This window comes from Rhizobium sp. GCM10022189, assembly GCF_042656325.1.
GTDB lineage: Bacteria > Pseudomonadota > Alphaproteobacteria > Rhizobiales > Rhizobiaceae > Rhizobium.
The window spans coordinates 118,426-141,829 of sequence record NZ_JBHSOR010000046.1; the positions used below are offsets into that span (position 1 = coordinate 118,426).

Consider the following 23,404-nt stretch of genomic DNA (forward strand, 5'->3'; position numbering starts at 1 on the left):
AGACGATGAACATCGGCGAAGCCTCTGAACAGTCCGGCCTGCCTTCAAAGACCATCCGCTATTACGAGGATATCGGCCTGATCCGCCCCGACCGGGGCGGAAACGGCTATCGCGACTATGCGGCCTCGGACGTGCACAAGCTGCGTTTCCTGCAGCGCTCGCGTGGCCTCGGCTTCTCGGTGGAGGAGTGCCGTCAGCTCTTGGCGCTATACGAGGACAAGAGCCGGGCAAGCGCCGACGTCAAGGGGATTGCCGAAGCGAAGCTTTCGGAAATCGACCGGAAGATCCGCGAGCTGACGGAATTGCGGCGCACGCTCGAACATCTCGTTCATGCCTGCCACGGCAATGATCGTCCGGACTGCCCGATCCTCGAAGAGCTCTCCGACAGCGCCCCCTGAGCCCCGTCATCTCCCGCCCTGTCTGCTCAGGAAAGCGGCGGCTGGTCCTTGCCGGCCGTGTCGGAGGTTTCCCTCTCCTCGGCCTCCTCATCATGTTCGTCCTCGACCGTCGTGTCGTCCAGCCGGTGCTTGATTGCCAGCGCGTAGATGACGTCGAGGATATTTCGGTCCCTCAGATGCGGATCGGTCAGCGCCAGCAGCGAGGCACGAACGATCTTCTTACTGGAGGCTTTGGGGCAGCGTTTGCGGACAAAATCATAAAGCGCATCGCCCACCAGACCTTCCATGGCGCCGTCCACGAGAGCCTCGTAGACCCGCTTTTTTTCTTTCATTGTGTGTATTCCCCTGCAAATCAGCGGGGCCATACTCTGTCATGTAACTGTCACAAACAATCGCCCGGACCGCTGTGTCGACAGTTGAACAGCTGTGCAACAGTGGAAAGCGACAGATTTTCTTGCGGCCTGTCGCGATATACTCCCGGCAAGCCTGCACCAGCGCTCGCAACTCACGCTTTCAGGCTGCGCAGTTTTGAAAAATCGCTGATGTCGTCCTGGCAAAACTTGGGATTGCAGCCCGGCTATGTCGCTCCGCCCTCGATCCAGGCATAGCCGATGGCGAACTTGTGGTTCGGATGTCCGAAGAGATAGGGCAGAGCAAGCGTGTTTGTCTGCGGCAGCTCGATGCCTGCCGCCTGAAGCCGCGCTGCAAAATCCGCCGGTATCGTTGCGTCCGTTTCGCTGCGCCCGCGCCAGAGGACGAGAACAGGTCCTTTCGCATTGGCATAGTCGGGCAATGCCGGATCGGGAAAGTCCGGCAGCACGGTCGGCACGTCGGGCAATTGCAGACGGAAATTGCCGGCAAGATATTTGCTGGACGCGATGATCAGGACGGGCTGGCGGGCGGCAGTCAGTTCCGAGGCGAACCGGACCATCGGCGCGTTCAGGATCGGATAGCTCCCCACATGTTGAGCCCCCACGATCCGCAGCGTCAGCACCGTAATGATGATAACCATCGCCACCGGCACAACAGGCAGGAAACGGCGTATCCCGGCAGACAGATCAAAGCCCGCGGCCTGCATTTTCAGCAACAGATAAACGGGCAGGATCAGCAGGAAGGGATCGAGCCAGCGCTCATGAATATGGCTTGCACCGCCAACGACGACGAGGGCGACGGCAAGCAGGCTTGCCGCCATCATCCGTTCGATCAGGCGTATCATCGGGCTGGTTGCCGTGAGCGCCCGGAAGAAATCGCGGCGGAAAGCGGCGGCGAAAAGGACGGTCGGCAGGGCCGAGAAGCCGATGACCGCAACGACGAGGGAGACAAGCCCCTGGCCGATACGCAGGATCGTGCTTGACGCCTCGTGCCGGGCCGTCATCCGCTGCAGGGTGGCGGACGACGCGCTGTCGATATTGTCCAGCAGCCAGAAGGCGTGCGGAAGGACGATCAGGAGGCCGACGGCAATCGCCGCAAGCATGCGCCAATCGAACAGACGGCGCCGCCATTCCTTATCGGCCAGGACCGCGAGCAAGGCGGCGGCCGGCAGAATGGCAAAATTATACTTCGAGATCACGCCGATGCCGGCAGCAATGCCGACCAGGAGATAGGAGGCGAGCGTCGGCCTTTGCAGGGTTCTGAACAGGCTGTAGAGAAAGAGCCCGGTTGCGACAAGCAGCGCCACGGTATGGGTCAGCTCGCGCTGTGCCAGAAAGCCAACCTGCGGCAGGGTGATGAGGCTCAGCATCGCGACCGACGCAAGCACCTTGTCCTTCAGTGCCTCCCGCGCGGCGAGCCCATAGAGCACATAACAGAGAAAAAGCAGGATGTTCTTCGGGATTGCGAGCGTCCAGATCGACAGGCCGGCAACCGAGACGACCGCATATTGCAGCCAGTTGTAGAAGGGCGGCTGGGGACCATAGCCCAGGAAGAGATATTGCGAGAAGAAGGCCTGCTCGGATTCGTCGAGACCAAGCGTGTCGGGAAGCGCGATCCGAAACACGATATTGACGACAAAATAGAATGCCAGGAACAGGCTCGCAGCGGTGAGGCTGCTGCTGATCCGCGCGAGCAGTGATCGCCGGCCCGCCTGGCTTTCCTCAAGCGGTGGAAGGAGGATACTTTCGGAGCTCACTATCTGCTGACCGATCTCACGACAGCAGGATTTACGGTCTTACAAACAGCTTGCCCAAGCTGAGCGTATCCTCTTCGAGGCATGCATATATCCCCCAGTAAATGCAGTCCTAGTTAGCAGGCCGATCCATCCCGGGGAAGTGCAAATGACCGCGAATAGCGGAAATATGGAGACCTGCCCGGCCGCCTCGGTCCGATTATTTGAGCCGGCTACATAAAAGCCACAGACATCAGGCAAGATACTCTTATGGCTATTCGGGTTTCCGCCAGGAGCAGTGCGAGCCGAGTTGTTTGGACTTTCATGCGGCGCGAAGACGAAGCGGCATGACATCGCCTGCTTGTCCAGGCGGACCAATACGTAAGTTTAGTTCCGCAGGCTCGCGGATCGGCGTAACGTCCTGCCCATCGCCCGAAGCCTCCTCCTGACGGGCGATAGAAATCTCGGTTGAGCTTCCCGGTGTCCCTCCCCTCCGCCCGAAGCCACGGATTGCCCGAGGATCCGCAAGTGGCCGCCTTCCGCATATCGGAGGCGGCCATTTTTCTTTTCGCTTGGCGGATCTAATGCGAAGAGGCAGGCCCGCAACGGCGGGGCGCACCTGAACCTATCGGCAGGCGGTCTAAACGTAGGTATGATTCAGCTCTGCAGCCCGCGTGATTAACGTTTGGTCGTTCCGGACGAAGCCCGGTTCGATCGTCACAACACGCGAGCTGCCGTCATGTATCAGGATTTGATTGATCACTTCGCCCAGTCCGGTGAAGAAAAAGCCGATACCGTCCGTCACCACTTTGCTGCCTTCCTTATCGGGGCAGCCATGGCAGGAGCCTATATCGGTTTCGGCGATATCATCATGTTCACCGCCGGCGCACATGCCGATCCCGCCTGGGCGCACCTTGTCATGGGCGTGGTCTTTTCCTCTGCCCTGACGATCGTCGTCTTTGCCGGCAGCGAGCTTTTTACCGGAACGGCCATGTATATGCCGCTTTCCGTGCTGACGCGGCGCAGCAATATTGCCGATATGCTGCTTGTCTGGGCAACGGCCTGGATCGGCAATCTGATCGGCGCCATGGTGCTTGCCGGCCTGTTCCATCTGGCCGGCGGCGGCGTGCTTCTGGGTGACGGAAGCCAGGCGTTCTTCTCCATCGTCTCGGCCAAGATGTCGGCCGGTTCGCTGGAGCTTCTTGCCCGCGGCATTCTCTGCAACTGGCTTGTCTGCCTCGCCATCTGGATGGCGGGACGCACCGAAAACGCCGCGGCCAAGATCATGCTGATCTTCTGGCCGATCACCATCTTCGTTGCCGCCGGCTACGAACATAGCGTCGCCAATATGTTCACCTTCTCGATGGCGCTGATGGGCGACCATCCGGCCAATATCACGCTCTTTGCCGCCGTCCACAATCTCGTCTGGGTCACGCTCGGCAACCTCATCGGCGGTGCCGTCTTCATGGCGCTTGGCTACTGGCTGCAGGCAGATGGCACCGGCCACATTTCCTTCGCACCGGCCCCGGTCCGTCTCCGCACGAAACCATCTGCAAACCGCGGCGAAAAGTGAGGTTCCCATGGTCAGCCAGATTGCGATCACCAGCCTGAGCCCGTCCGAGCCTGCCCGTTCACCCCAGCTGCCGGAAGCGCCGGCCGCTCCCTCCCCGGCAAGCGTCGTGTCGTTGAGACGGCTTGCCGTTCCCCTTCTTGCCGTCACGCTCGTCAGCGGCGGAGTGGCGGTCGCCACCGCAGACTGGAACCGCTGGGTGGCAGGTGCATCACATCAATCGACCGACGACGCCATGGTCGGCACCGATGCCTCGACGCTGAGCGCCCAGATCAGCGGCATCGTCCGAAGCGCTCCGGTCGCCGACTATCAGCGGGTCACGAAGGGCCAGCTGCTCGCCGAGATCGACCCGCGCGAATATGATGCGGCAGTCGCCGCCTCCAGGGCCAATCTGGCCGCCGCGAATGCATCGCTTGCCAACCTCGCAAACCAGATCGCATTGCAAAAGGCCGTCATAGAGGTTGCCGAGGCGCAAAACGCGTCGGCCGAGGCGCAGCAGACCCAGACCGAGCAGGAGTTCCACCGCCAGGAGAGCCTGGGCGGCGCAACCTCCCTGCAATTGCTGCAGCAGGCGCAGGCGGCCTATCTGCAGGCCGAAGCCTCGGTCAAATCGACTGCCGCCGCAATCGAGCAGCAGAAGGCGCAGCTGAACGTGCTGAACGGTCAATCGCCGCTGCTGCAGGCGCAGGTGGATGCCGCCCAGGCTGCGCTGGACACGGCCCTGATCCACCAGGGCTATTCCCGGATATATGCACCTTTCGACGGCGTGATCGGCCGCAGGCTTGTCCATGAAGGCGATTTCGTCGCGGCCGGCACCGGCCTCGTCTCGGAAGTTCCGCTTCCGAGCGTCTATATCACCGCGAATTTCAAGGAGACGCAGCTCTCCCGGATCACGCCCGGCCGATCCGCGGACGTTACCATCGACACCTTTCCCGGCCAGACGCTGCATGGCAAGGTTATCGGCCTGTCGCCGGCCAGCGGCTCGATCTTCGCCCTCTTGCCGCCCGACAATGCGACCGGAAACTACACCAAGGTCGTCCAGCGCATCCCGGTCAAGATCGTCTTCGATCCGGGCCAGCCGCTGGTTGATCGGCTGAGGCCCGGAATGTCTGCGGTCGTGACCGTCGATACCCGGCCGGACCCCGATCGATGAGCACGGCCCCACGCGCCTTTGGCCCGCTGACCCGTGGCACGACGGCCAGCCATCCGCTGTTCATCGTCGCGGCCCTGCTGCTCGCCTCTTTCGTGGTCGGCTTCGACACGCGCGTTTTCACCGTCGGCCTGCCGGATATCCGCGGCGCCTATTCGCTGGGCTTCGACGAAGCCTCCTGGCTCAGCACTGTTGCCAATGCTCCGCAGATCCTCATTTCCTCGGCGGTGGCCTGGCTTGCGACGGTCTTCGGGGTGCGACGGGTAATGATCCCGACGACGCTGGTCTATGCCTGCATTTCGCTGGCCATTCCCATGGTCCATGACGCAAGCCTGCTCTTTGCGCTGCATGCGGCAAGAGCCCTTCTGCTCGGCGTCTTCATACCCGCCACGATCATGGTGATCTTCCGCAATCTCGACATGAAGTATTGGCTGATCGGCCTTTCGATCTACGCCCTGCGCGTACCGCTGTCGCAGAATCTGGGCTTCGTGCTGGTCGGCCTCTACGACGACTATCTCGGCTGGCAATGGCTTTATTGGCAGGATGTGATCGTCACGCCGATCATTGCCCTTCTCCTTGTCGCCGGCGCCCCGAAGGAAGGGATCAATTTCAGCCTGCTTGAAGGAGCGGACTGGGGCGGCATGATGCTGCTCGGATGCTCGATGACCATGCTTTATGTCGGTCTCGATCAGGGCAACCGGCTCGACTGGTTCAATTCCGGCATCGTCACCTCGCTGCTGGCGGGGGGCGCCATCCTCTTCGTCGGCTTCCTCGTCAACGAAAGTGTCGTCGCCAATCCCTGGGCGCATGCGAGCGTGATCCTGTCGCGCAATATCGGCATCGGCTATGCGATCATCATCGCCTTTACCTTTTCGAGTTCCGGCGCCTCGATTTCGATCCCCGGCTTTCTGCAGTCGGTCGTCGGCCTGCGGCCGATCGCCATCTCGGAGCTTTATATTTTCGGTGCGGTCATCCCGGTCTTCTTCCTCATCGCATTGGCGATCTTCCTGCTGCGGCGGATCGATGCGCGGCTCTGCATCATGCTGGGCCTGGCCTCCATGTCGCTCGGCTCCCTCTTCGGATCGCACCTGACCGTTTCATGGGCGCCCTTCAGCTTCCTGCCGGTCGTGCTTCTGCATACGGCCGGTCAATCCTTCGCCTTCTTCGCGACGGTCGTCTACCTGATCGCCAATTCCGACCCGAAACGCTCAACCGCGGTCTCCGCCTATATTCAGGTGATCCGGCTCGGCAGCGTCGAGCTGGCGCAAAGCCTGTTGAACACCTGGCTGCGCCAGCGTGAGCAGTATCATTCCAATATCCTGACCGGACCGATTTCCGGATCGTCGGACAGTCTCCACACAGCGCTGGCGAAGCTGGGGACGCTGTTCGGCACCAGCCAGCGTGCAGAGCTGGAGGCTCTCTCCACGGTCGCGACGGCGGTCCATGCGCAGGCAAGCGTGCTTGCCTATGCCGACCTCTTCATTCTGTCCTTCTGCTTTGCGATCACCGGCATTGCCCTTGTCGCCGGCTTGGGCGCGATGCCCTTCGGGCCATTGCATCCCGACTTTCACAGGCGGCCGCCGGCGGCACTGCCGCAAGCCGTGCAGGCGGCGCGCTGAACAGGCGGATCGCCTCCGGCCGTCGCCGCTGCTTTTCTCCGTCTGCCGGGGCTTATACCTTTTGGGAACGGCAACTAGACCTGCGTATAGATGCGCGCAGCCCTGCCCGGTCGTAGCCTCTTTCCATCGGAATTGATCGGCAGAAGACAGCGGTTTCACGCTCCCCGCTTCATAGCCCCTCAACCCGGCAGAGCCCGCCCGAGGCCGTCCGATCCCGGCGGCGAGATCGGTGTGTTTCAACCCCATAGCCATGGAGCCAGCCGTGACGTCCATCCGCACCGTGATCGAGCCTCGCAAGCGCCGGCGCCCGGCCGCTCTGGCTGCCATCGCCATCCTCGCCATTGCCGGCGGGTCGGCGGCCGCCTTCTGGTTTGCGGGGACGGAGCCAACCGCTGCCGCGCCCGAGCCCCGCACGCCGGCGGTGCCGGTCGAGGTCGCCACCCCGGCCGTTGCCGACGTGCCTGTCTATCTCGACGGTCTCGGCACCGTGCAGGCCAACTATACGGTCAACATCACGACACGCGTCGACGGCGAGCTGCAGAGCGTGATGTTCGACGAGGGCCAGGCCGTCAGGAAAGGGGATCTTCTCGCCGTCATCGATCCGCGCCCCTTCCAGGCAGCCGTCGACCAGGCCGCGGCCAAGATCAAGCAGGACCAGGCCGATCTCGCCAATGCCCAGTATCTGCTGGTCAAGGATCAGAAGCTTTCGCAGCAGCAGATCGTTACGCAGGAAACCCTGGAAGAGCAGCAGGCCCAGGTGGCAAGCGCCGAGGCTGAGCTTGCGCAGGATCAGGCCGCCAAGGAAGCGGCTGACGTCTCGCTCTCCTATACCGAGATCCGCTCGCCGATCGACGGCCGTACGGGCATCCGGCGGATCGACGCCGGCAACGAGGTCCACACGACCGATACGACACCGATCGTCACCATCACCCAGACGCAGCCGATCACCGTCATCTCCACGCTGCGCGAGGATGATCTCGATGCCGTGCGCGGCGCATTGAGGGCCGGCCCGGTCGAAGTGACGGCCATGTCGATGGACCAGTCGCAGCAGCTTGCCTCGGGCACGTTGTCGCTGATCGACAATGTCATCGACCAGGCAAGCGGCACGATCCGCATCAAATCGACCTTTGACAACAAGGACGATGCCTTGTGGCCGGGTCAGTTCGTGATGCTGCGGGTCAAGCAGCAGACGATCCGCAAGGCCGTCACCGTTCCTTCGGCTGCATTGCAGCGGGGAGAAGGCGGCTTCTTCGTCTACATTGTCGATGCGGGCGGCGCTGCCCAGGTCCGCAAGGTCAGTCCCGGTCCGATCGAGAATGGCCGCGCCGTCATCGAAAAGGGCCTTGATGGCGGCGAGCAGGTCGTCACGTCGGGCCAGTATCGCCTGGATGCCGGAACCCACGTCACCGTTCAACAGCCGGCCGCCTCGCAAGCGGCCAGCAGGGAGTAGGCGATGTCGATCTCCTCCTGGTTCATCGAGCGACCGATTGCCGCCTCGCTGCTGATGGCCGGCCTCTTCGGCATCGGTATCGTCGCCTACCCTCTCCTGCCGGTCGCGCCTTTGCCGCAAGTCGATTTTCCGACCATTCAGGTATCGACGCAATTGCCGGGCGCCGATCCGAAAACCATGGCTTCCACAGTCACCCAGCCGCTGGAACGGCAGTTCGGCCAGATCCCCGGCGTCACCCAGATGACCTCGACGAGCACGCTCGGCAGCAGCGCGATTACCCTGCAGTTCGACCTGTCGCGCGACGTCGACAGCGCCGCCCAGGACGTGCAGACCGCGATCAACGCGGCCGGCGGACAATTGCCGACGGACCTGCCCTCGCCGCCGACCTATCGCAAGGTCAATCCCGCCGATCCGCCCGTCATGGTTCTCGCCCTGACATCGGACACGCTGCCGCTCACGCAGGTCGACGACTTTGCCGAGAGCGTGCTTGCCCAGCATATCAGCCAGCTCGACGGCGTTTCCCAGGTTCTGATCTTCGGCCAGCAGAAGCCCGCTGTCCGCCTGCAGATCGATCCCGGCAAGATCGCCGAAATGGGGCTTTCGCTCGAGGATATCCGCAGCGCCGTGACCGGGATCACCAGCAACGCGCCGAAGGGCAGCGTGCAGGGTGCTGAACATACTTATACGATCTACGACAATGACCAGCTCCTGAAGGCCGCCCCGTGGAACGATGCGATCGTCGCCTATCGCGACGGCGCGCCGGTGCGCATCGGCGATATCGGCCAGGCAATCGACGGGCCGGAAAACGATCAGCTGGCCGCCTGGGCCGACGGCAAGCGGGCCATCCTGCTGCCGATCTTCAAGCTGCCCGGCGCCAATATCATCGACACCGTCGATGCGATCCACGCCGCCTTGCCACAGCTCCAGGCGATCGCACCGGCCGCGATCCACCTTTCCGTCCTCAGCGACCGGACGACGACGATCCGCGCCTCGGTGGCGGATGTCGAGACGACGCTTGTCATCACCATCGCCCTCGTCGTCATGGTGATCTTCATCTTCCTGCGCAATGTCTGGGTCACCGTGATCCCGAGCGTCACCGTGCCGCTTGCGCTTCTTGCCACACTGGCGCTGATGTATGCCGCGGGCTTCAGCCTCGACAATCTCTCGCTGATGGGATTGAGCATCGCCGTCGGCTTCGTCGTCGACGACGCGATCGTCATGGTCGAGAACATCCATCGCCACATGGAAATGGGCAAGACGCCGAAGGAGGCGGCCATCGACGGCGCACGGGAAATCGGCTTCACCATCATTTCGATCAGCATCTCGCTCGTCGCCGTCTTCATTCCGCTGCTCCTGATGGGCGGCATCGTCGGCCGGCTGTTCCGGGAATTCGCGATCACGGTGACGATGACGATCGTCGTCTCGGCTCTCGTGTCGCTCACCATCACGCCGATGATGAGCTCCCGCTTCCTGAAGCCGGAAGAAGACGCCCGCCACGCCAGGCTCTACAATCTCAGCGAAAGGATATTCGACGGGCTTCTTTCTGGCTATCGCCGCACGCTCGACGTGGCACTTCGCCATCACCGGCTGACGATGGCGGCCTTCCTCGCCTCGCTGGCGGCGACCGGCTTCCTGTTCGTCAACATTCCCAAAGGCTTCTTCCCGATACAGGATACCGGCCTCATCACCGGCATACTCGAAGCGTCGCAGGATATTTCCTTCGCCGAAATGTCGCGCCATCAGATCGAGGCCGGCAATATCGTGGCGAGCGACCCGGCTGTCGCCAGCGTCGGCATGGCGGTCGGCGGCGGAGCCGGGCTGACGGTCAATACCGGCCGCATGTTCATCACCCTGAAGCCGGAAGGCGAGCGTGATGCCTCGGCCAGCGAGATCATCAACAGGCTTCGCCCGAAACTTGCCGGGATGCAGGGTGCGGAGCTTTTCCTGCAGCCGGCGCAGGATATCAATGTCGGCGGGCGCAGCTCGGCAACGCAGTTCCAGTATACGCTGCAGGACGGCGATGCGGGAGAACTCGACGACTGGGCGGCCAGGCTGCTTGCCAAGTTCAAGACGCTGCCGGAACTGACCGATGTCGCCACCGACCAGCAGAATGGCGGTGCCACGGTGACGCTGGCGATCGACCGCGACCAGGCATCGCGCTTCGGCATTGCGCCGCAGACGATCGACAACACGCTCTACGATGCCTTCGGCCAGCGCCAGGTCACACAGTATTTCACCGACCTGAACAGCTACCATGTGGTTCTCGAAGTGGCGCCGCAGTTCCAGAATTCGCCGCTGGCGATCAACGGCCTCTACATCAAGTCGCCGCTGACCGGCGAACAGGTCCCGCTGAACCAGCTCGTCACACAGACGACGGAACCGACGGCCGTACTTGCCGTCAACCATCAGAGCCAGTTCCCGGCCGTTACCCTCTCGTTCAACCTGGCGAAGGGCGCGGCCCTCAGCCAGGCGGTCGCCGCCATCGGCAAGGCCGAGGCGGATCTCGGCAAGCCGGCGACCGTCATCGGCACCTTCCAGGGCAATGCGCAGGCCTATCAGAGTTCGCTTGCCAGTGAGCCGCTGCTGGTGCTTGCCGCGATTGCCGTGATCTATCTGATCCTCGGCGTGCTCTACGAGAGCTATTTCCATCCGCTGACGATCCTGTCGACGCTGCCGTCGGCCGGTCTCGGCGCGCTCGCCATGCTCTGGGCCTTCGGCTTCGACTTCACCGTCATCGCGCTGATCGGCGTCATCCTGCTGATCGGCATCGTCAAGAAGAACGGCATCATGATCGTCGACTTCGCCATTGCCGCCCAGCGCGAGCAGGGATTGTCGCCGGAGGACGCGATCCGCCAGGCCTGTCTCCTGCGCTTCCGCCCGATCATCATGACGACAGCGGCCGCACTTCTGGCCGGCCTGCCGCTGATGCTCGGCCACGGCACCGGCTCGGAACTGCGCCAGCCGCTCGGCTACGCCATGGTCGGCGGCCTGCTCATCAGCCAGCTGATGACGCTCTACACGACCCCGGTCGTCTACCTCTACCTCGAACGGCTGAGCCAGTTCGTCAGCGGCAGGCGACGTGCCCCTGCCGGCGCCCGGCCCCAAGACCAGGTGCCGGCGGAATAGCCCAATCGACGTGAAAGGAGTAAAACCATGGAACCTCTCTCAAGACGCACGGTCCTTGCGCTCGGAGCGATGGGGGGAACCGCCCTTGCGGCGGGCGGCGCCCGTGCGGCGAGCTTCGGCAATCCCGACCAGCCGGCTGAAGGCGCCATCAACGCCAATCCCGCAGGGCTTTCCGATCCTGGGCCGAAGAACCCTGCCATCAGCGACCAGTTTCCCTCCTTCGACAGCCCGCCGGCGACCGATGTCGGCGACATGCAGCTCTTCTGGGGATCGTTCAACAATGCCGCCAAGCGCATCCAGAACGGCGGCTGGGCGCGACAGGTGACGAAGGCCGACTTTGCCATTTCCGAGGCGGTTTCGGGCGTCAACATGCGCCTTGGCCCCGGCGGCATCCGCGAGATGCACTGGCACCGGGCAGCCGAATGGGCGATCATGACCAATGGTCGCTGCCGGGTAACGGTGCTCGATCCGCAGGGCCGCGCCTATGTGCAGGACGTCGAGGCCGGCGATCTCTGGTATTTTCCGGCCGGTTTCCCGCATTCTCTGCAGGGGCTCGGACCGGAGGGCTGCGAATTCGTCATCGTCTTCGACGAGGGCGACCAGTCCGAATATGGCACCCTGCTATTGACCGACTGGCTGGCGCATACCTCGCCGGACCTGCTCGCCAAGAATTTCGGCGTCTCGCAGGACACGTTCAGGAACATCCCGCTGCAGGACCTCTGGATCTTCCAGGGCAAGGAACCGGGTCCGCTTTCCGCCGACCAGAAGGCGGTCGCGTCCGGCGGCCTGCCGCCCTATCCTTTCACCTATCGGCTGGCAGCGTCGGCGCCGCTCAAGCAGAATGCATCGGGCACGATCCAGCTGGCCGACAGCAGCATCTTCAAGGTCTCCAAAACGATTGCCGCAGCGATAGAGACGATCAAGCCGGGCGCCGTGCGGGAAATGCACTGGCATCCGAATGCCGACGAGTGGCAGTACTGGATCAAGGGCGAAGGCCGCATGACGGTCTTCGATGCCGGCCCGCGCAGCCAGACCGCCGATTTCCGGCCCGGCGATATCGGCTATGTCAAAAGGAGCCAGGGCCACATCATCGAAAATACGGGCAAGACGGACCTTCAATTCGTCGCCGTCTTCAAGGTGGCCGACTATCAGGAAGTCGGCCTCTCCTCGTGGCTCACCCATACGCCGCCAGCCCTTGTTGCCCAGCATCTCAATATCAGCGTGCAGGACATCGCCAAATTTCCGGCCGACCAGCCGGGGATCATGCCAAAAGGTTGACCCCGGGATCATGCCCAGCAGGGGCTGATCCTACAGCAATAACCGAAGCCACCGCCTCCGCTGTCGCAGACGGCGGAGGTTTTTCGCGCTGTCCGGCGAGCGACCTTTCCTTCTGCCGCGGCCGAAGAAAAAAATCTGCACGGGTGCGGAATAAAATCCGCGATGCTTACGTATACTCAATCATGGAACGGAAAGAACGCCCCTTCGATGTCATCGGTCAGCTCGCAGCGCTTCGCCGCTATGCGCGCTCGCTGGTGCGCAATTCGGACGAGGCGGAGGATCTGGTGCATGATGCGCTGCTGCGAGCCTTCGAGAAGCGCAAGAGCTTCCGCAGCGGCGGAAACCTGCGTACCTGGCTGCTTTCCATCCTGCACAATGCCCATATCGACCGCGTGCGGCAGACCCGCTCGCTGACGCGCCGCCACGATGAGGCGGCGGTCGAGGCGGAACAGTCGCTGCCGGCAGGCCAGGAACATGCCGTGCGCCTGCAGCAGGTGCGCGACGCCTTCTTCGACCTGCCGGAAGAGCAGCGCGAAGCGCTGCATCTCGTGGCGATCGAGGACCTGTCTTATCAGGAAGCGGCCAATGCGCTCGGCATTCCTGTCGGTACGCTGATGTCGCGGATCTCCCGCGCCCGCGCCCAGTTGCGCGAGTTCGAGGAAAAGACGCCGCGCATCGCGCATCTGAAACTCGTTGGAGGGGACGGCAATGAAGGCGATTGATCCAATCATCGATGCCGATCTCGACGCCTATGTGGACGGCGAGCTCGATGTCGCACGGCGCATCCAGGTGGAGTCCTATCTCTCCGAAAATCCGGCGATCGCCGCAAAGGTCATGGCCGATCTGAGCATGAAGGGCGAGCTGCGGCTGGCGCTCGCCGGCGAACGCGCCTTCGGCCGCGCCGAAACGCGCGATGCCGCCCGCAGGCTGGAACGTGGCCTCTCCTATGGCCGCATCCTGCATTCGATGCAGCGTATTGCTGCCGTCGGTATTCTGCTTGCCGCCGGCTGGGTGGCGCACAATTCCTTCGGCGCCTTCACGGCAACGGAAGTCAATGCGTCGGTTCCAGCTCCGGCCTATGTCGAGGACGCGGTACGCGCCTATCGCACGGCAGCGCTGCGCGAAACCATCCCGTCGCAGACCGCGCCGGCCTATAGCGCCGAGGATATCCGCGCCGCGACCGCAATCGTGATGCCGGACCTACCCAAGGATTGGAAGGTTGCCGATGTGCAGATCTTCCCGTCGGATTTTGGCCCGAGCGTCGAAATGGCAATCGAGGAGGCGGACGGCAAGCGCCTGTCGCTCTTCGCCGTCCGGCCGGGTGCCTTCGAGGTGAAGCCGGTCAGCCATGTCGCCCTTGAAAAGACAGAGGCCGCCTATTGGCAGATCGGTGACGTTGCCTACGCGCTGATCGCCGACAATAGCGGCACCAATCTCGATCAGGCCGCCGAACGGCTGGCCCGGTCGCTCTACTAGTTCAACCGAGGAGATCAGTCATGAACCCGATCAATCCCCGCTATGGTTACGGCTCCGCCGCCAACACGCAGGCCCTTTTCGACGAGGGTCTGCGCCAGCACATGCTGCGCGTCTACAACTACATGGCCCTCGGCCTCGTCATCACCGGCATCGTCGCCTTCATTGTCGGCACCACGCCGGCGCTCTTCGTGCCGATCTTCCAGACGCCGCTCAAGTGGGTCGTGATGCTGGCGCCGCTTGCCTTCGTCTTCTTCTTCTCGTTCCGTATCCAGTCCATGTCGGCAAGCACCGCGCAGATAACCTTCTGGGCCTTCTGCGCCGTGATGGGCCTGTCGCTCGCCTCCATCTTCCTGGTCTTCACCCGGACGAGCATCGCACAGACCTTCTTCATCACCGCCGCCATGTTCGGCGCGATCAGCCTCTACGGCTATACGACGAAGCGTGACCTCTCGAAGATGGGTTCGTTCCTGATGATGGGCCTGTTCGGCATCATCATCGCCGGCATCGTCAACATCTTCCTCGGTTCGTCTGCGCTGCAGTTCGCGATCTCCGTGATCGGCATCGTCGTCTTCGTCGGCCTCACCGCCTACGACACGCAGAACATCAAGGAACAGTATTCGGAAAACTACGATCAGGAATCGAACCAGAAGCTCGCCGTCTTCGGCGCTCTGTCGCTCTACCTGAACTTCGTCAACATCTTCCAGCTTCTGCTCAACTTCACGGGCGAGCGGGAATAAGGACCGCGCTTCTGGGGGCAATGGAAGCGCAAGAGCGCCCGGTTCGAAATCTGTGACAGGATGACGGATCGGGTGCTCACCCTAAAGAAACGGCCGGGCGCGACGCCCGGCCGTTTTCGTTTGCCATGTCTGCTATTCTTAGGCTTGAGCGGGTCCTCTTACGCTTTGGCAAAGCGCGCAAACGATGCGCTGCGGTTGGAAAGCGATGGCGGCGATAAAGCGGATCACGGGCAAAGCGGGTCATGCCGCCAGATCCCACGTTTTGATCGCTGCTTCTTTAAGTTTACGATGCCATTGTCAGCACTCGGACGTTCCCTCGGCGATCGATAACGTCAACCACGACCTGCCGGCCGGATCGGCGGATAGCGACGTCGGCCGAGCCATTGCCGATCTGCAGGCGCCGCAGGGTCACTTCGTCGAGGAAGGAAGGCAATTGCGGTTCATCGAAGCTGATGTGCAGGGCGTTCGGATCGAAGTCGAGGCCCAGGCAGGATTGCAGTAGGAGAAGTGGCGCTGCGGCTGCCCATGCTTGTGGAGAGCATGCAACAGGATAGAAGGTCGGCCCCTGCGCGCGCTGGCGTGGCAGACCGCAGAAGAGTTCCGGAAGCCGGCGCAGGTCGATATACGTTGAGGCCGCAAACAGGCCCTCGAAGATCCGAGCCGCTTCAGCGCGATAGCCATAGCGGGCAAGTCCGCTGGCGATCAGGGCATTGTCGTGCGGCCAGATCGAGCCGTTGTGGTAGCTCATCGGATTATAGCGAGCCTCGGCGGAAGGAATGGTGCGGATGCCCCAGCCGCAGAAGGACGAGGCACTCATCAGCGTGCGGGTAACCTGCGCGGCTCGTTCAGGATAAGCGATGCCGGTAAACAGTGCATGGCCGGCGTTGGACGAGCAGACGCGACAGGGGCGCTTGTCCCCGTCCAGAGCCAGGACATACGTGCCGAGGTCCTCGTCAAAGAAGCTCGTATCGAAGGTGTGGCGCAGACCCTCCGCTCGTGCAAGAAACTTTGCCGCCCGTTCCGGCCGGCCAAGCCGCCGGAAGATCTCTGCGGCCGCCTGCCAGGCGCCGTAGACATAAGCTTGAACCTCGACGATCGCGATCGGCCCCTTCGCCAATGTGCCGTCAGCATGGAAGACCGAGTCATGGCTGTCCTTCCAGGCCTGGTTGATCAGCCCTTCGTCCGTCATGGGTCCATATTCGACGAAACCGTCGCCGTCGCGGTCGCCATGCTCGTCGATCCAAGTGAGCGCCGCCTCGATATGCGGCAGAAGGCGATCAATGGTCGCAAGATCTCCGGTCCGTTTGAGATACTCGCCGGCCAGCATCACGAAGAGCGGGGTTGAGTCGATACTGCCGTAATAACGGCGGAAGGGAACCTCGCCGAGTTCGGCCATTTCGCCATAGCGCACCTCATGCAAGATCTTTCCGGGCTCGGCATCGGAGGCAGGATTGATCTCTGTGGCCTGGTTTGCCGCCAGATGTCCGAGCACGCCGCGGGCGATCTGCGGATCGAGCCAGAGCGTCTCCAGCGCTGTTATCAGCGCATCGCGGCCGAAGACGGTGCTGAACCAGGGAATGCCGGCATAGGGATACGGCCCTTCCGGCTTGTCGGTCATCAGCATGTAGAGATCGGAGATGCTGCGGCGCGCAACCTCATTGAAGATCTCGTTGGACGTTGCAATTGACGCCGCACGCGAGGAAGAAGAGCGCAACGCACGGCGGGCATCCCGCAGGCCCGCGAAAAAGGAAAAGTGACTTGGTCGTTCGATAGCGCTCTGGTCGCAAGCGATCTCGATGAAGAGCGACCGCGTCTCGTGCGGCTCAAGATGGAGATCATAGATGACGAGATCGCTGCGAATCTCGTCCGGCTGTGGAGAGAAGGAAAGATGCGTCGACCGTCTGCGGTCATCGAGCCCGATATAGGAAAGCAGGATCGAATCCTGCTCCATGACCGCAGGAAGATAGCGCCCCTTTCGCGCTCTTGCGGTCCCCCTCACTTCGAAAAGATCTGCAAAATCTGACGCGAACTCGATCCCGATGGGCACGTGGCGCGGCTGGTCGTCATAGTTCCTCACGCTCAATCGCTCGTAACAATGCGCATTCCAGAGAAAGCGGGATCTGCGCAGATGGATCAGGTCATGCTCCAGAACGAGCTTCCCCTTCTTGTCGAAGATATCAGGATTGGTGAGATCGCAGGTAAGCATCGCGTTGTCATCGCGCAGCGTCGATGACAAGAGCATCGGCCGCTTGCCGTTGATCGTCAGATAGAGATGCGAGAGGTAACGCGTATCACGGTGAAAGAGGCCTTCCGGGCTGCCGGGCCCGGAAAGCGCATCGCCATTGTGGTCGAAGACGGCGAAGGTATCGCCGTGCTTCAGGGTACGCGGCCGTCGCTCCTGCAGCGACGCGGCAGCGGGAATGAAGAACTGCGCTATCGGCGTCCCTTGGCCTGCCGGCTCGGGGACTGAATTGCTGCCTGCAGAAGCGATCGGCATGACGGCCTCCGGTTTCCTAAGCTACCACTTGGAGATCGAGGGACTGGCTGTTGGCGCGACGAAGCGGCGCGGCCTTTGTCCGGGTGCCGGGCAGCTGCCGATAGATGTCGACATAGTCGCGCGCCATGCGTTCGGCTGTGAAGCGCTTTTCGAAAGCGGCCCGGACCTTGCGACGATCGAGCCGCAACGCCCATTCGATATTTTCCACAGCTTCCTGAACGCTGTCCACCAGCACGCCGGAAACGTCCTCGTCGATCACCTCGGGAACCGAGCCGCATCGGAAGGCGATGACAGGCGTGCCGCAGGCCATGGCTTCGATCATGACCAGTCCGAACGGCTCAGGCCAGTCGATCGGGAACAGCAGGGCACCGGCATTGCCAAGAAAGTCGGCCTTCTGACGCTCGTTGATCTCGCCGACGAATTCGACATTCGAATGGCTCTTGACCATCGGCTCGACCACCGTCTCCCAATAGGCCTTGTCGGCATTGTCAATCTTGGCTGCGATCTTCAGGGGCATGCCGACCTTCGCTGCGATCTCGATGGCACGATCCGGCCGCTTCTCCGGCGAGATCCGTCCGAGGAAGGCAAGATAATTGCCCTGGGGCTTTTCGATGAAAGGCAGCAGGTCGACCGGCAGCCCATGGTAGACCGTTCCGGACCAGTTGACGGGCGGCATCGGGCGGCGCTGGTCGTTGGAAATCGAAACCAGCGGAACATCGGGGAATGCCTTGTAGAAGGGCTTGAGGTCCGGCAGGTCGAGGCGCCCATGCAGCGTCGTGACCGTGCGGTCTGCGAAAGCCCGGATCAGCGGAAAATGCAGGAGATCGATGTGGAAGTGCAGCACATCGAATTCGTGCGCCCGCCGACGGATCTCCTCCAGCATCACGACCTGGTGCGGCAAGTGGTCTCTGACAGCCTGATTGAGCCTGAGCGCGACATCCGAGCACGCCACCAGCCGGGCGTTGGTGACGGAGTCGCCGCTGGCAAAGAGGGTCACGTCATGGCCCTGGGCGACAAGTTCTTCGGTGAGATAGGAAACAATGCGCTCGGTTCCCCCATAGAGCTTCGGCGGAACACTTTCGGCGAGGGGTGCGATCTGAGCGATCTTCATCGGCAAAACCTCCTCAATTGAGCAAAGAGTCGTCGGTAAAAATCATGCCCGCGTCCTCGAAGAGGCACGCTGCAGGCTAGAAGCGGTGTCTACATCTCGAACGGCTGTCGGCGGTGGTCTCCTTTCCGGTAGCTGCACAAGCCAAGGCCGCCGAACCGGCGTACTCGTGATCTGCGGCGATGAGTCCTGGGGAAGTCGAAGGAACTGGACGAGTCTTGCTCTCCGGCCTGCGCATCACGCTGGTCCAACGTCTTCAGCGCTTCAATGATCTCGTCATAGGAGACGGCTTTATCCGTGCCGGGATAAAGGCGAAGGGCCGGAATGGACTCGATGGCAAAGATGTCGGATGCCCACGACGCAAGAATGGCCCGTTTCTCGTCATCGCCGATATCGTCGGCGGCAAGAACGTCACAGGGATGACCAAAATGCTTGGCTGGATGAAGAAGATGTCCGGCGCTGATCGCGGCTGTAGCTTCCTCCGGTATCGAATTGCTGATGCTTTCCTTTCTCATGGCTTGGCTCCATTGATCTTGACCGATGGAACTTGGTTCGTGCTTGTGAGGCCCGCACCTGGCGGACGGCGCGAGCCTCCTTCGATTGCCTTAGAAGTCCATGCCGGCGCCGGCGGGGATCGCCGGTCCAGCTTCTTTCTTAGGCTTCTCGGCGATCATCGCCTCGGTGGTTACCAGCAGACCGGCAACAGAGGCGGCATCCTGGAGTGCGGTACGCACGACCTTGGCCGGATCGATGACGCCCTGGGCATAGAGGTCGCCATATTCGCCGGTCTGGGCGTTCCAGCCGTAGGAGAAGTCGGCCTTCTCGCGCAGCTTGCCGACGATGATGGAACCTTCGGCGCCGGCATTCTCGGCAATCTGGCGAACGGGCGCTTCGATCGCCCGGCGAACGATCTCGATGCCGACCTTCTGGTCCTGGTTGGCAGCGTCGAGATTATCGAGCGCCTTGACGGCGCGCAGCAGGGCAACGCCACCGCCAGGCAGGATGCCTTCTTCGACAGCTGCGCGAGTAGCGTGCAGCGCATCGTCGACGCGGTCCTTCTTCTCCTTTACTTCGACTTCCGTCGAGCCGCCGACGCGGATCACGGCAACACCGCCGGCGAGCTTGGCAAGACGTTCCTGCAGCTTTTCGCGGTCGTAATCGGAAGTGGTTTCCTCAATCTGGGCGCGGATCTGGGCAACGCGACCGTCGATCTCGGTCTTGGAGCCAACGCCATCGATGATGGTGGTATTCTCCTTCTCGATCGCAACCTTCTTGGCGCGGCCGAGCATGTTGAGGGTGACATTCTCGAGCTTGATGCCGAGGTCTTCGGAAATGACGGTGCCGCCCGTCAGGATGGCGATGTCTTCCAGCATGGCCTTGCGGCGGTCGCCGAAGCCCGGAGCCTTGACGGCGGCGATCTTGAGGCCGCCACGCAGCTTGTTGACGACGAGGGTGGCAAGCGCTTCGCCTTCGACGTCTTCAGCGATGATCAGGAGCGGCTTGCCGGACTGGACGACGGCTTCGAGAACCGGGAGCATGGACTGCAGGTTCGAAAGCTTCTTCTCGTGGATCAGGATATAGGGATCTTCCAGCTCGACCCGCATCTTGTCCTGGTTGGTGACGAAGTAGGGGCTGAGGTAGCCGCGGTCGAACTGCATGCCTTCGACGACTTCGAGTTCGGTCTCGGCGGTCTTGGCTTCCTCGACGGTAATGACACCTTCGTTGCCGACCTTCTCCATCGCCTCAGCGAGATAGCGGCCGATCTCGGAATCGCCATTGGCGGAGATGGTGCCGACCTGGGCGATTTCGGAGTTGCTGGTGATCTTGCGGGCGTTGGTCTTCAGCTCCTTGACGACAGCGTCGACGGCAAGGTCTATACCACGCTTCAGGTCCATCGGGTTCATGCCGGAGGCAACGGCCTTGGCGCCTTCCTTGACGATTGCCTGAGCGAGAACGGTCGCGGTGGTGGTGCCGTCGCCGGCGAGATCGTTGGTCTTCGATGCCACTTCGCGCAGCATCTGGGCGCCCATGTTCTCGAACTTGTCTTCGAGTTCGATTTCCTTGGCGACGGAAACGCCGTCCTTGGTAACGCGCGGGGCGCCGAAGGACTTGTCGATCACGACGTTACGACCCTTCGGTCCGAGGGTGACCTTGACCGCATTGGCGAGCACGTCGACGCCACGCAGCATGCGTTCACGGGCATCGGTGTGAAACTTGACTTTTTTCGCAGCCACTTCTTTAACTCCTCAATAGGCAGCTATCTGACTGATGGGTTGGATTGACGGGTATCGCCTCAGGCCGCTTGTCTCTGCTCGGCCTGAGCTTCGATGATGCCCAGGACATCGCTTTCCTTCATGATCAGCAGGTCTTCGCCGTTGATCTTGATCTCGGTGCCGGACCACTTGCCGAACAGGATGCGGTCGCCGGCCTTAACGTCGAGCGCCTGGATCTGGCCGGCCTCGTTGCGCGCGCCGGGGCCGACGGCGATGACTTCGCCCTCCTGCGGTTTTTCCTTGGCGGTGTCGGGAATGATGATGCCGCCTTTGGTCTTTTCTTCGGATTCGACCCGGCGAACGAGAATGCGATCATGAAGCGGTCGGAACGACATGTTTTCCTCCGTTGAGCAAAAAAGATGACGTTGTTCCCCCTGGGCCGGACCGGATGACCAGTCCGGGCGGGTGCAAAACCTCGTTCGAGCGTTTTGCGCGAAATGATCTGGTTTTGCGGATTTTCGATTTCAAGAGGTCAGAACGAAAAATTAGCAATTACCGTCAGCGGCTGCTAACATGCTGTAAAGGAACAACAAACTGAGCTGTCGCGTTCGGAAATTCGTTGATGGCCGCAAAATTTTGCGCCACCTTTGGATTGTCATGAAACGGAGACGAAGCATGCAATTCTCATCGGATCTGGAGCGTCAGCTTAATGGCTATGGACTGACAACCGCGCATATCCTCTACCGCATTCCTGATTTTGAATCCGTGCTGCAGACCTATGTCTGGCAGGACTACGATCTCGCTCCCGACTTTCCCGAAATGCACAAGTTCCTGGACTTCTGGCAGGCGAACCTCGATGGGCCGCTGCATTCCGTCCGTTACACCCATCAGCGCCTGATTGGACCCAACGAATGGCGCCGTGTCGAAGGTGAATTGAGGCTTCACTGAAGTCTTGAGACCGGATTGGCATCGTAAACTTAACGGTCACGAAACAAGCGGAGATGCCGAGTTTCAGCAAGAGGTCATATCCGGGCGATCTTGGCCCATTGGTCCATTGCCGCGGCGCGCAATTCGCTCGCCGAGCCGGCCGGCCGTGCGTCTGCGGATGTCGTTGGCGAAGGCACCGCCAAACTTCTCAGCCCACAGCCGGACCGTCTGATGCGAGACGATGATACCGCGTGCGGCCAGGATGGCCTCGACCATTCGCAAGCTCAGTGGGAAGCGGAAATAGAGCCACACGGCGTGGGCGATGATTTCGGTTGGAAAGCGATGGCGGCGATAAAGCGGATCACGGGCAAAGCGGGTCATGCCGCCAGATCCCACATCTTGATCGCTACTTCGTTAAGTTTACGATGCCACTCAAAGTCTTTGCGGATACACCCTTGCTGCGGTCGAAAAGACGTATCCGGTAGCGGCTTCAGAGAATGCCCCAGGCCCGGTAGCGGCCACGGCCGGTGATTTCGCGGATGCCGATCTCGTTGATGAGGTTCAGAGCGCCGCGCTGCGTCACCCCAAGCTCGCGCGCAACCATGGCGGCCGACACCATCGGCCGCGACAGGATGAAATCGGCAAGCTGCGGCAGGCTGCTGTTCGAGCGGCGACCGCGGAAGCGCAGCTCCATCTGCGTGCGGGCGAGCGACAGACGATCGATCTCCTTCAGACCGACGGTGGCGCTTTCCCGCATCGCATCGAGAAAGGCCTGCAGGCGTGTGACGCGATCACGCGAGCGGCGGCGTTCGTGGCGGATCTGCTTCAGCCCGGTGTGAAAAGAAAAGAGATGCGAGGCGACCTTGCCGCGCGCCCGCAGGCTGCTTGCAATCAGCAGTCCGCCCAGCCAATGCTGCCGGCGCAGAGGTTCGATCCGCTCCCAGGCATCGAAGAGAACGGCGGCCGCCAGGCTGTGCGGCAGCTCCTCGACGAGCGGTATCAGCCCGCGCCATTGCTGAAGCCGCTCTTCCTCGTTCCATTCGTCGTCGCCGAACAGGCCAAGCGGATCGTCGTTGCGTTGCGTCGATGCAGCCTCTGCCAGCTCTTCCGCCACAGGTTTTCCGGCATGCCGGTCGAGAAGTCTCTGCGAACGGGCGAGCAGGGCATCGAGTTCGGCGATTTCGGCGGCAAGCGGCGCCCCGTCGTCCTCTTCGTCAGGCTCATGCCCGACAGGCGCGGCCTCGGGTACTTCGGGCGCCCTCTCCTCCCCTTCCAGCATGCTGGCGGTCAGCACGCCAAGGCCCGCCGGGCTGAGCGCCCAGGCCGGATCGGCCGTCTCGATCCGCCGCCGCGTGCGCAGGACGGAGTGGGCGATGGTCAGCTCGTGGCTCGGCGCGCGGCTGTCCATATGCGCATCGTGAAGGACCAGGTCTTCGAGATGCACGAGCTCGCCCGCCACCCACAGCGCACCGGCCGCATCGAAGAAATGGCCGCGCGCGGCAAAGCCCTGCCCCACCGGCGACCGTGCCGTCCGCTCGTCGAGCCGCGCCAGCGCGTCCTCGGCCCCGGCAATGGCCGGAAGCAGCGTCTGGAGCGTTGCGGCATCTATATCGTAGCGCATTGTTAGGTTTAACGGATTCTCACAAAGGGAAGGGAAAGCCGTATTTGCTTCCGTCAGTTATCGCATGGCAAAAACATGCAAACAACGTCGCGGCCGGCGAGATCGAGGTTATCACCCGGTTTTCAGACGG

20 protein-coding genes and 1 pseudogene are annotated in these 23,404 nt (G+C 62.0%); 11 read left to right on the forward strand and 10 right to left on the reverse strand.

Annotated features, from left to right (window positions below; genetic code table 11):
* The first annotated feature begins 5 nt into the window (after positions 1–5).
* On the forward strand, positions 6–398 hold the full coding sequence (cueR, locus tag ACFPWW_RS18735; RefSeq protein WP_112756833.1) for a Cu(I)-responsive transcriptional regulator: 393 nt from the start codon (positions 6–8) through the stop codon (positions 396–398).
* Between the two features lie 26 nt (positions 399–424).
* On the opposite strand, the gene ACFPWW_RS18740 is transcribed toward cueR, so the two are convergent.
* The 3 genes from ACFPWW_RS18740 to ACFPWW_RS18750 form a co-directional block, all read right to left on the reverse strand.
* Positions 425–730 carry a hypothetical protein gene (locus tag ACFPWW_RS18740; RefSeq protein WP_112704355.1) on the reverse strand — a complete coding sequence of 102 codons (306 nt, stop codon included), beginning with the start codon at positions 728–730 and terminating at the stop codon, positions 425–427.
* A gap of 245 nt (positions 731–975) precedes the next feature.
* A complete protein-coding gene (locus tag ACFPWW_RS18745) occupies positions 976–2,466 on the reverse strand; it encodes a glycosyltransferase family 39 protein (RefSeq protein ID WP_377313039.1) in 1,491 nt (496 codons plus the stop codon).
* Positions 2,467–3,142: 676 nt separating this feature from the next.
* Positions 3,143–3,310, reverse strand: a complete 168-nt coding sequence (locus ACFPWW_RS18750; RefSeq protein ID WP_377313044.1) for a hypothetical protein — start codon at positions 3,308–3,310, stop codon at positions 3,143–3,145.
* On the opposite strand from ACFPWW_RS18750, the gene ACFPWW_RS18755 reads away from it, so the two are divergent.
* From ACFPWW_RS18755 to ACFPWW_RS18795, 9 genes are all read left to right on the forward strand, one after another.
* Positions 3,242–4,075, forward strand: coding sequence for a formate/nitrite transporter family protein (locus tag ACFPWW_RS18755; RefSeq protein WP_377312899.1), 834 nt, complete (start codon positions 3,242–3,244; stop codon positions 4,073–4,075). The two genes, ACFPWW_RS18750 and ACFPWW_RS18755, sit on opposite strands and share 69 nt — an antisense overlap.
* A 7-nt stretch (positions 4,076–4,082) precedes the next feature.
* Positions 4,083–5,225, forward strand: a complete 1,143-nt coding sequence (locus ACFPWW_RS18760) for an HlyD family secretion protein (protein ID WP_377312900.1) — start codon at positions 4,083–4,085, stop codon at positions 5,223–5,225.
* Positions 5,222–6,841, forward strand: a complete 1,620-nt coding sequence (locus ACFPWW_RS18765) for an MFS transporter (protein ID WP_377312901.1) — start codon at positions 5,222–5,224, stop codon at positions 6,839–6,841. Before ACFPWW_RS18760 ends, ACFPWW_RS18765 begins: the two co-directional genes overlap by 4 nt.
* Positions 6,842–7,103: 262 nt before the next feature.
* Positions 7,104–8,291, forward strand: a complete 1,188-nt coding sequence (locus ACFPWW_RS18770; protein WP_377312902.1) for an efflux RND transporter periplasmic adaptor subunit — start codon at positions 7,104–7,106, stop codon at positions 8,289–8,291.
* 3 nt (positions 8,292–8,294) lie between these two features.
* Positions 8,295–11,417, forward strand: a complete 3,123-nt coding sequence (locus ACFPWW_RS18775) for an efflux RND transporter permease subunit (protein WP_377312903.1) — start codon at positions 8,295–8,297, stop codon at positions 11,415–11,417.
* Between the two features lie 27 nt (positions 11,418–11,444).
* On the forward strand, positions 11,445–12,695 hold the full coding sequence (locus ACFPWW_RS18780; protein ID WP_377312904.1) for an oxalate decarboxylase family bicupin: 1,251 nt from the start codon (positions 11,445–11,447) through the stop codon (positions 12,693–12,695).
* A gap of 182 nt (positions 12,696–12,877) precedes the next feature.
* Positions 12,878–13,417, forward strand: a complete 540-nt coding sequence (locus ACFPWW_RS18785) for a sigma-70 family RNA polymerase sigma factor (protein WP_377312905.1) — start codon at positions 12,878–12,880, stop codon at positions 13,415–13,417.
* Positions 13,404–14,171: an anti-sigma factor family protein gene (locus ACFPWW_RS18790; RefSeq protein WP_113413987.1), complete on the forward strand. Its 768-nt coding sequence runs from the start codon at positions 13,404–13,406 to the stop codon at positions 14,169–14,171. The genes ACFPWW_RS18785 and ACFPWW_RS18790 overlap by 14 nt, the downstream gene beginning before the upstream one ends.
* Positions 14,172–14,191: 20 nt before the next feature.
* Complete coding sequence (locus ACFPWW_RS18795; RefSeq protein ID WP_112572084.1) at positions 14,192–14,908, forward strand: Bax inhibitor-1/YccA family protein; 717 nt, start codon at positions 14,192–14,194, stop codon at positions 14,906–14,908.
* A gap of 283 nt (positions 14,909–15,191) precedes the next feature.
* Here ACFPWW_RS18795 and ACFPWW_RS18800 read toward each other — a convergent pair whose 3' ends face one another.
* The 5 genes from ACFPWW_RS18800 to groES all read right to left on the reverse strand — a co-directional run bounded on the left by ACFPWW_RS18800 (position 15,192) and on the right by groES (position 21,121).
* Complete coding sequence (locus ACFPWW_RS18800) at positions 15,192–17,405, reverse strand: glycogen debranching N-terminal domain-containing protein (protein ID WP_377312906.1); 2,214 nt, start codon at positions 17,403–17,405, stop codon at positions 15,192–15,194.
* A gap of 16 nt (positions 17,406–17,421) precedes the next feature.
* Entirely contained in the window at positions 17,422–18,516 is a 1,095-nt protein-coding gene (locus ACFPWW_RS18805) for a glycosyltransferase family 4 protein (protein WP_377312907.1), read from the reverse strand.
* An 89-nt stretch (positions 18,517–18,605) separates the two neighbouring features.
* Positions 18,606–19,028: a hypothetical protein gene (locus ACFPWW_RS18810; RefSeq protein WP_377312908.1), complete on the reverse strand. Its 423-nt coding sequence runs from the start codon at positions 19,026–19,028 to the stop codon at positions 18,606–18,608.
* 90 nt (positions 19,029–19,118) lie between these two features.
* The gene (groL, locus tag ACFPWW_RS18815; protein ID WP_377312909.1) at positions 19,119–20,747 is read right to left on the reverse strand and encodes a chaperonin GroEL; all 1,629 of its coding nucleotides are present in this window, start codon (positions 20,745–20,747) and stop codon (positions 19,119–19,121) included.
* A 59-nt stretch (positions 20,748–20,806) separates the two neighbouring features.
* Complete coding sequence (groES, locus tag ACFPWW_RS18820; protein ID WP_112572073.1) at positions 20,807–21,121, reverse strand: co-chaperone GroES; 315 nt, start codon at positions 21,119–21,121, stop codon at positions 20,807–20,809.
* Between the two features lie 280 nt (positions 21,122–21,401).
* Here groES and ACFPWW_RS18825 point away from each other — a divergent pair, with 280 nt between their 5' ends.
* Complete coding sequence (locus ACFPWW_RS18825; RefSeq protein ID WP_377312910.1) at positions 21,402–21,674, forward strand: usg protein; 273 nt, start codon at positions 21,402–21,404, stop codon at positions 21,672–21,674.
* Positions 21,675–21,809: 135 nt separating this feature from the next.
* Here the strand turns inward: ACFPWW_RS18825 and ACFPWW_RS18830 are convergent.
* Together ACFPWW_RS18830 and ACFPWW_RS18835 are read right to left on the reverse strand one after the other, a co-directional pair.
* Positions 21,810–22,034 (reverse strand): annotated as a pseudogene (locus ACFPWW_RS18830) (IS6 family transposase); the annotation flags it as partial.
* 109 nt (positions 22,035–22,143) lie between these two features.
* Complete coding sequence (locus ACFPWW_RS18835) at positions 22,144–23,274, reverse strand: RHE_PE00001 family protein (protein WP_113413984.1); 1,131 nt, start codon at positions 23,272–23,274, stop codon at positions 22,144–22,146.
* Positions 23,275–23,404: the final 130 nt, after the last annotated feature.

Excerpts from the sequence above, each read along its gene's own strand:
- ACFPWW_RS18795 (WP_112572084.1), top strand. The coding sequence starts at position 14,192 with ATGAACCCGATCAATCCCCGCTATGGTTACGGCTCCGCCGCCAACACG.
- ACFPWW_RS18825 (WP_377312910.1), top strand. The coding sequence starts at position 21,402 with ATGCAATTCTCATCGGATCTGGAGCGTCAGCTTAATGGCTATGGACTG.
- ACFPWW_RS18775 (WP_377312903.1), top strand. The coding sequence starts at position 8,295 with ATGTCGATCTCCTCCTGGTTCATCGAGCGACCGATTGCCGCCTCGCTG.
- groES (WP_112572073.1), bottom strand. The coding sequence starts at position 21,121 with ATGTCGTTCCGACCGCTTCATGATCGCATTCTCGTTCGCCGGGTCGAA.
- ACFPWW_RS18790 (WP_113413987.1), top strand. The coding sequence starts at position 13,404 with ATGAAGGCGATTGATCCAATCATCGATGCCGATCTCGACGCCTATGTG.
- ACFPWW_RS18810 (WP_377312908.1), bottom strand. The coding sequence starts at position 19,028 with ATGAGAAAGGAAAGCATCAGCAATTCGATACCGGAGGAAGCTACAGCC.
- ACFPWW_RS18780 (WP_377312904.1), top strand. The coding sequence starts at position 11,445 with ATGGAACCTCTCTCAAGACGCACGGTCCTTGCGCTCGGAGCGATGGGG.
- ACFPWW_RS18740 (WP_112704355.1), bottom strand. The coding sequence starts at position 730 with ATGAAAGAAAAAAAGCGGGTCTACGAGGCTCTCGTGGACGGCGCCATG.
- ACFPWW_RS18835 (WP_113413984.1), bottom strand. The coding sequence starts at position 23,274 with ATGCGCTACGATATAGATGCCGCAACGCTCCAGACGCTGCTTCCGGCC.
- ACFPWW_RS18805 (WP_377312907.1), bottom strand. The coding sequence starts at position 18,516 with ATGAAGATCGCTCAGATCGCACCCCTCGCCGAAAGTGTTCCGCCGAAG.
- ACFPWW_RS18760 (WP_377312900.1), top strand. The coding sequence starts at position 4,083 with ATGGTCAGCCAGATTGCGATCACCAGCCTGAGCCCGTCCGAGCCTGCC.
- cueR (WP_112756833.1), top strand. The coding sequence starts at position 6 with ATGAACATCGGCGAAGCCTCTGAACAGTCCGGCCTGCCTTCAAAGACC.
- ACFPWW_RS18785 (WP_377312905.1), top strand. The coding sequence starts at position 12,878 with ATGGAACGGAAAGAACGCCCCTTCGATGTCATCGGTCAGCTCGCAGCG.
- ACFPWW_RS18800 (WP_377312906.1), bottom strand. The coding sequence starts at position 17,405 with ATGCCGATCGCTTCTGCAGGCAGCAATTCAGTCCCCGAGCCGGCAGGC.
- ACFPWW_RS18755 (WP_377312899.1), top strand. The coding sequence starts at position 3,242 with ATGTATCAGGATTTGATTGATCACTTCGCCCAGTCCGGTGAAGAAAAA.
- ACFPWW_RS18765 (WP_377312901.1), top strand. The coding sequence starts at position 5,222 with ATGAGCACGGCCCCACGCGCCTTTGGCCCGCTGACCCGTGGCACGACG.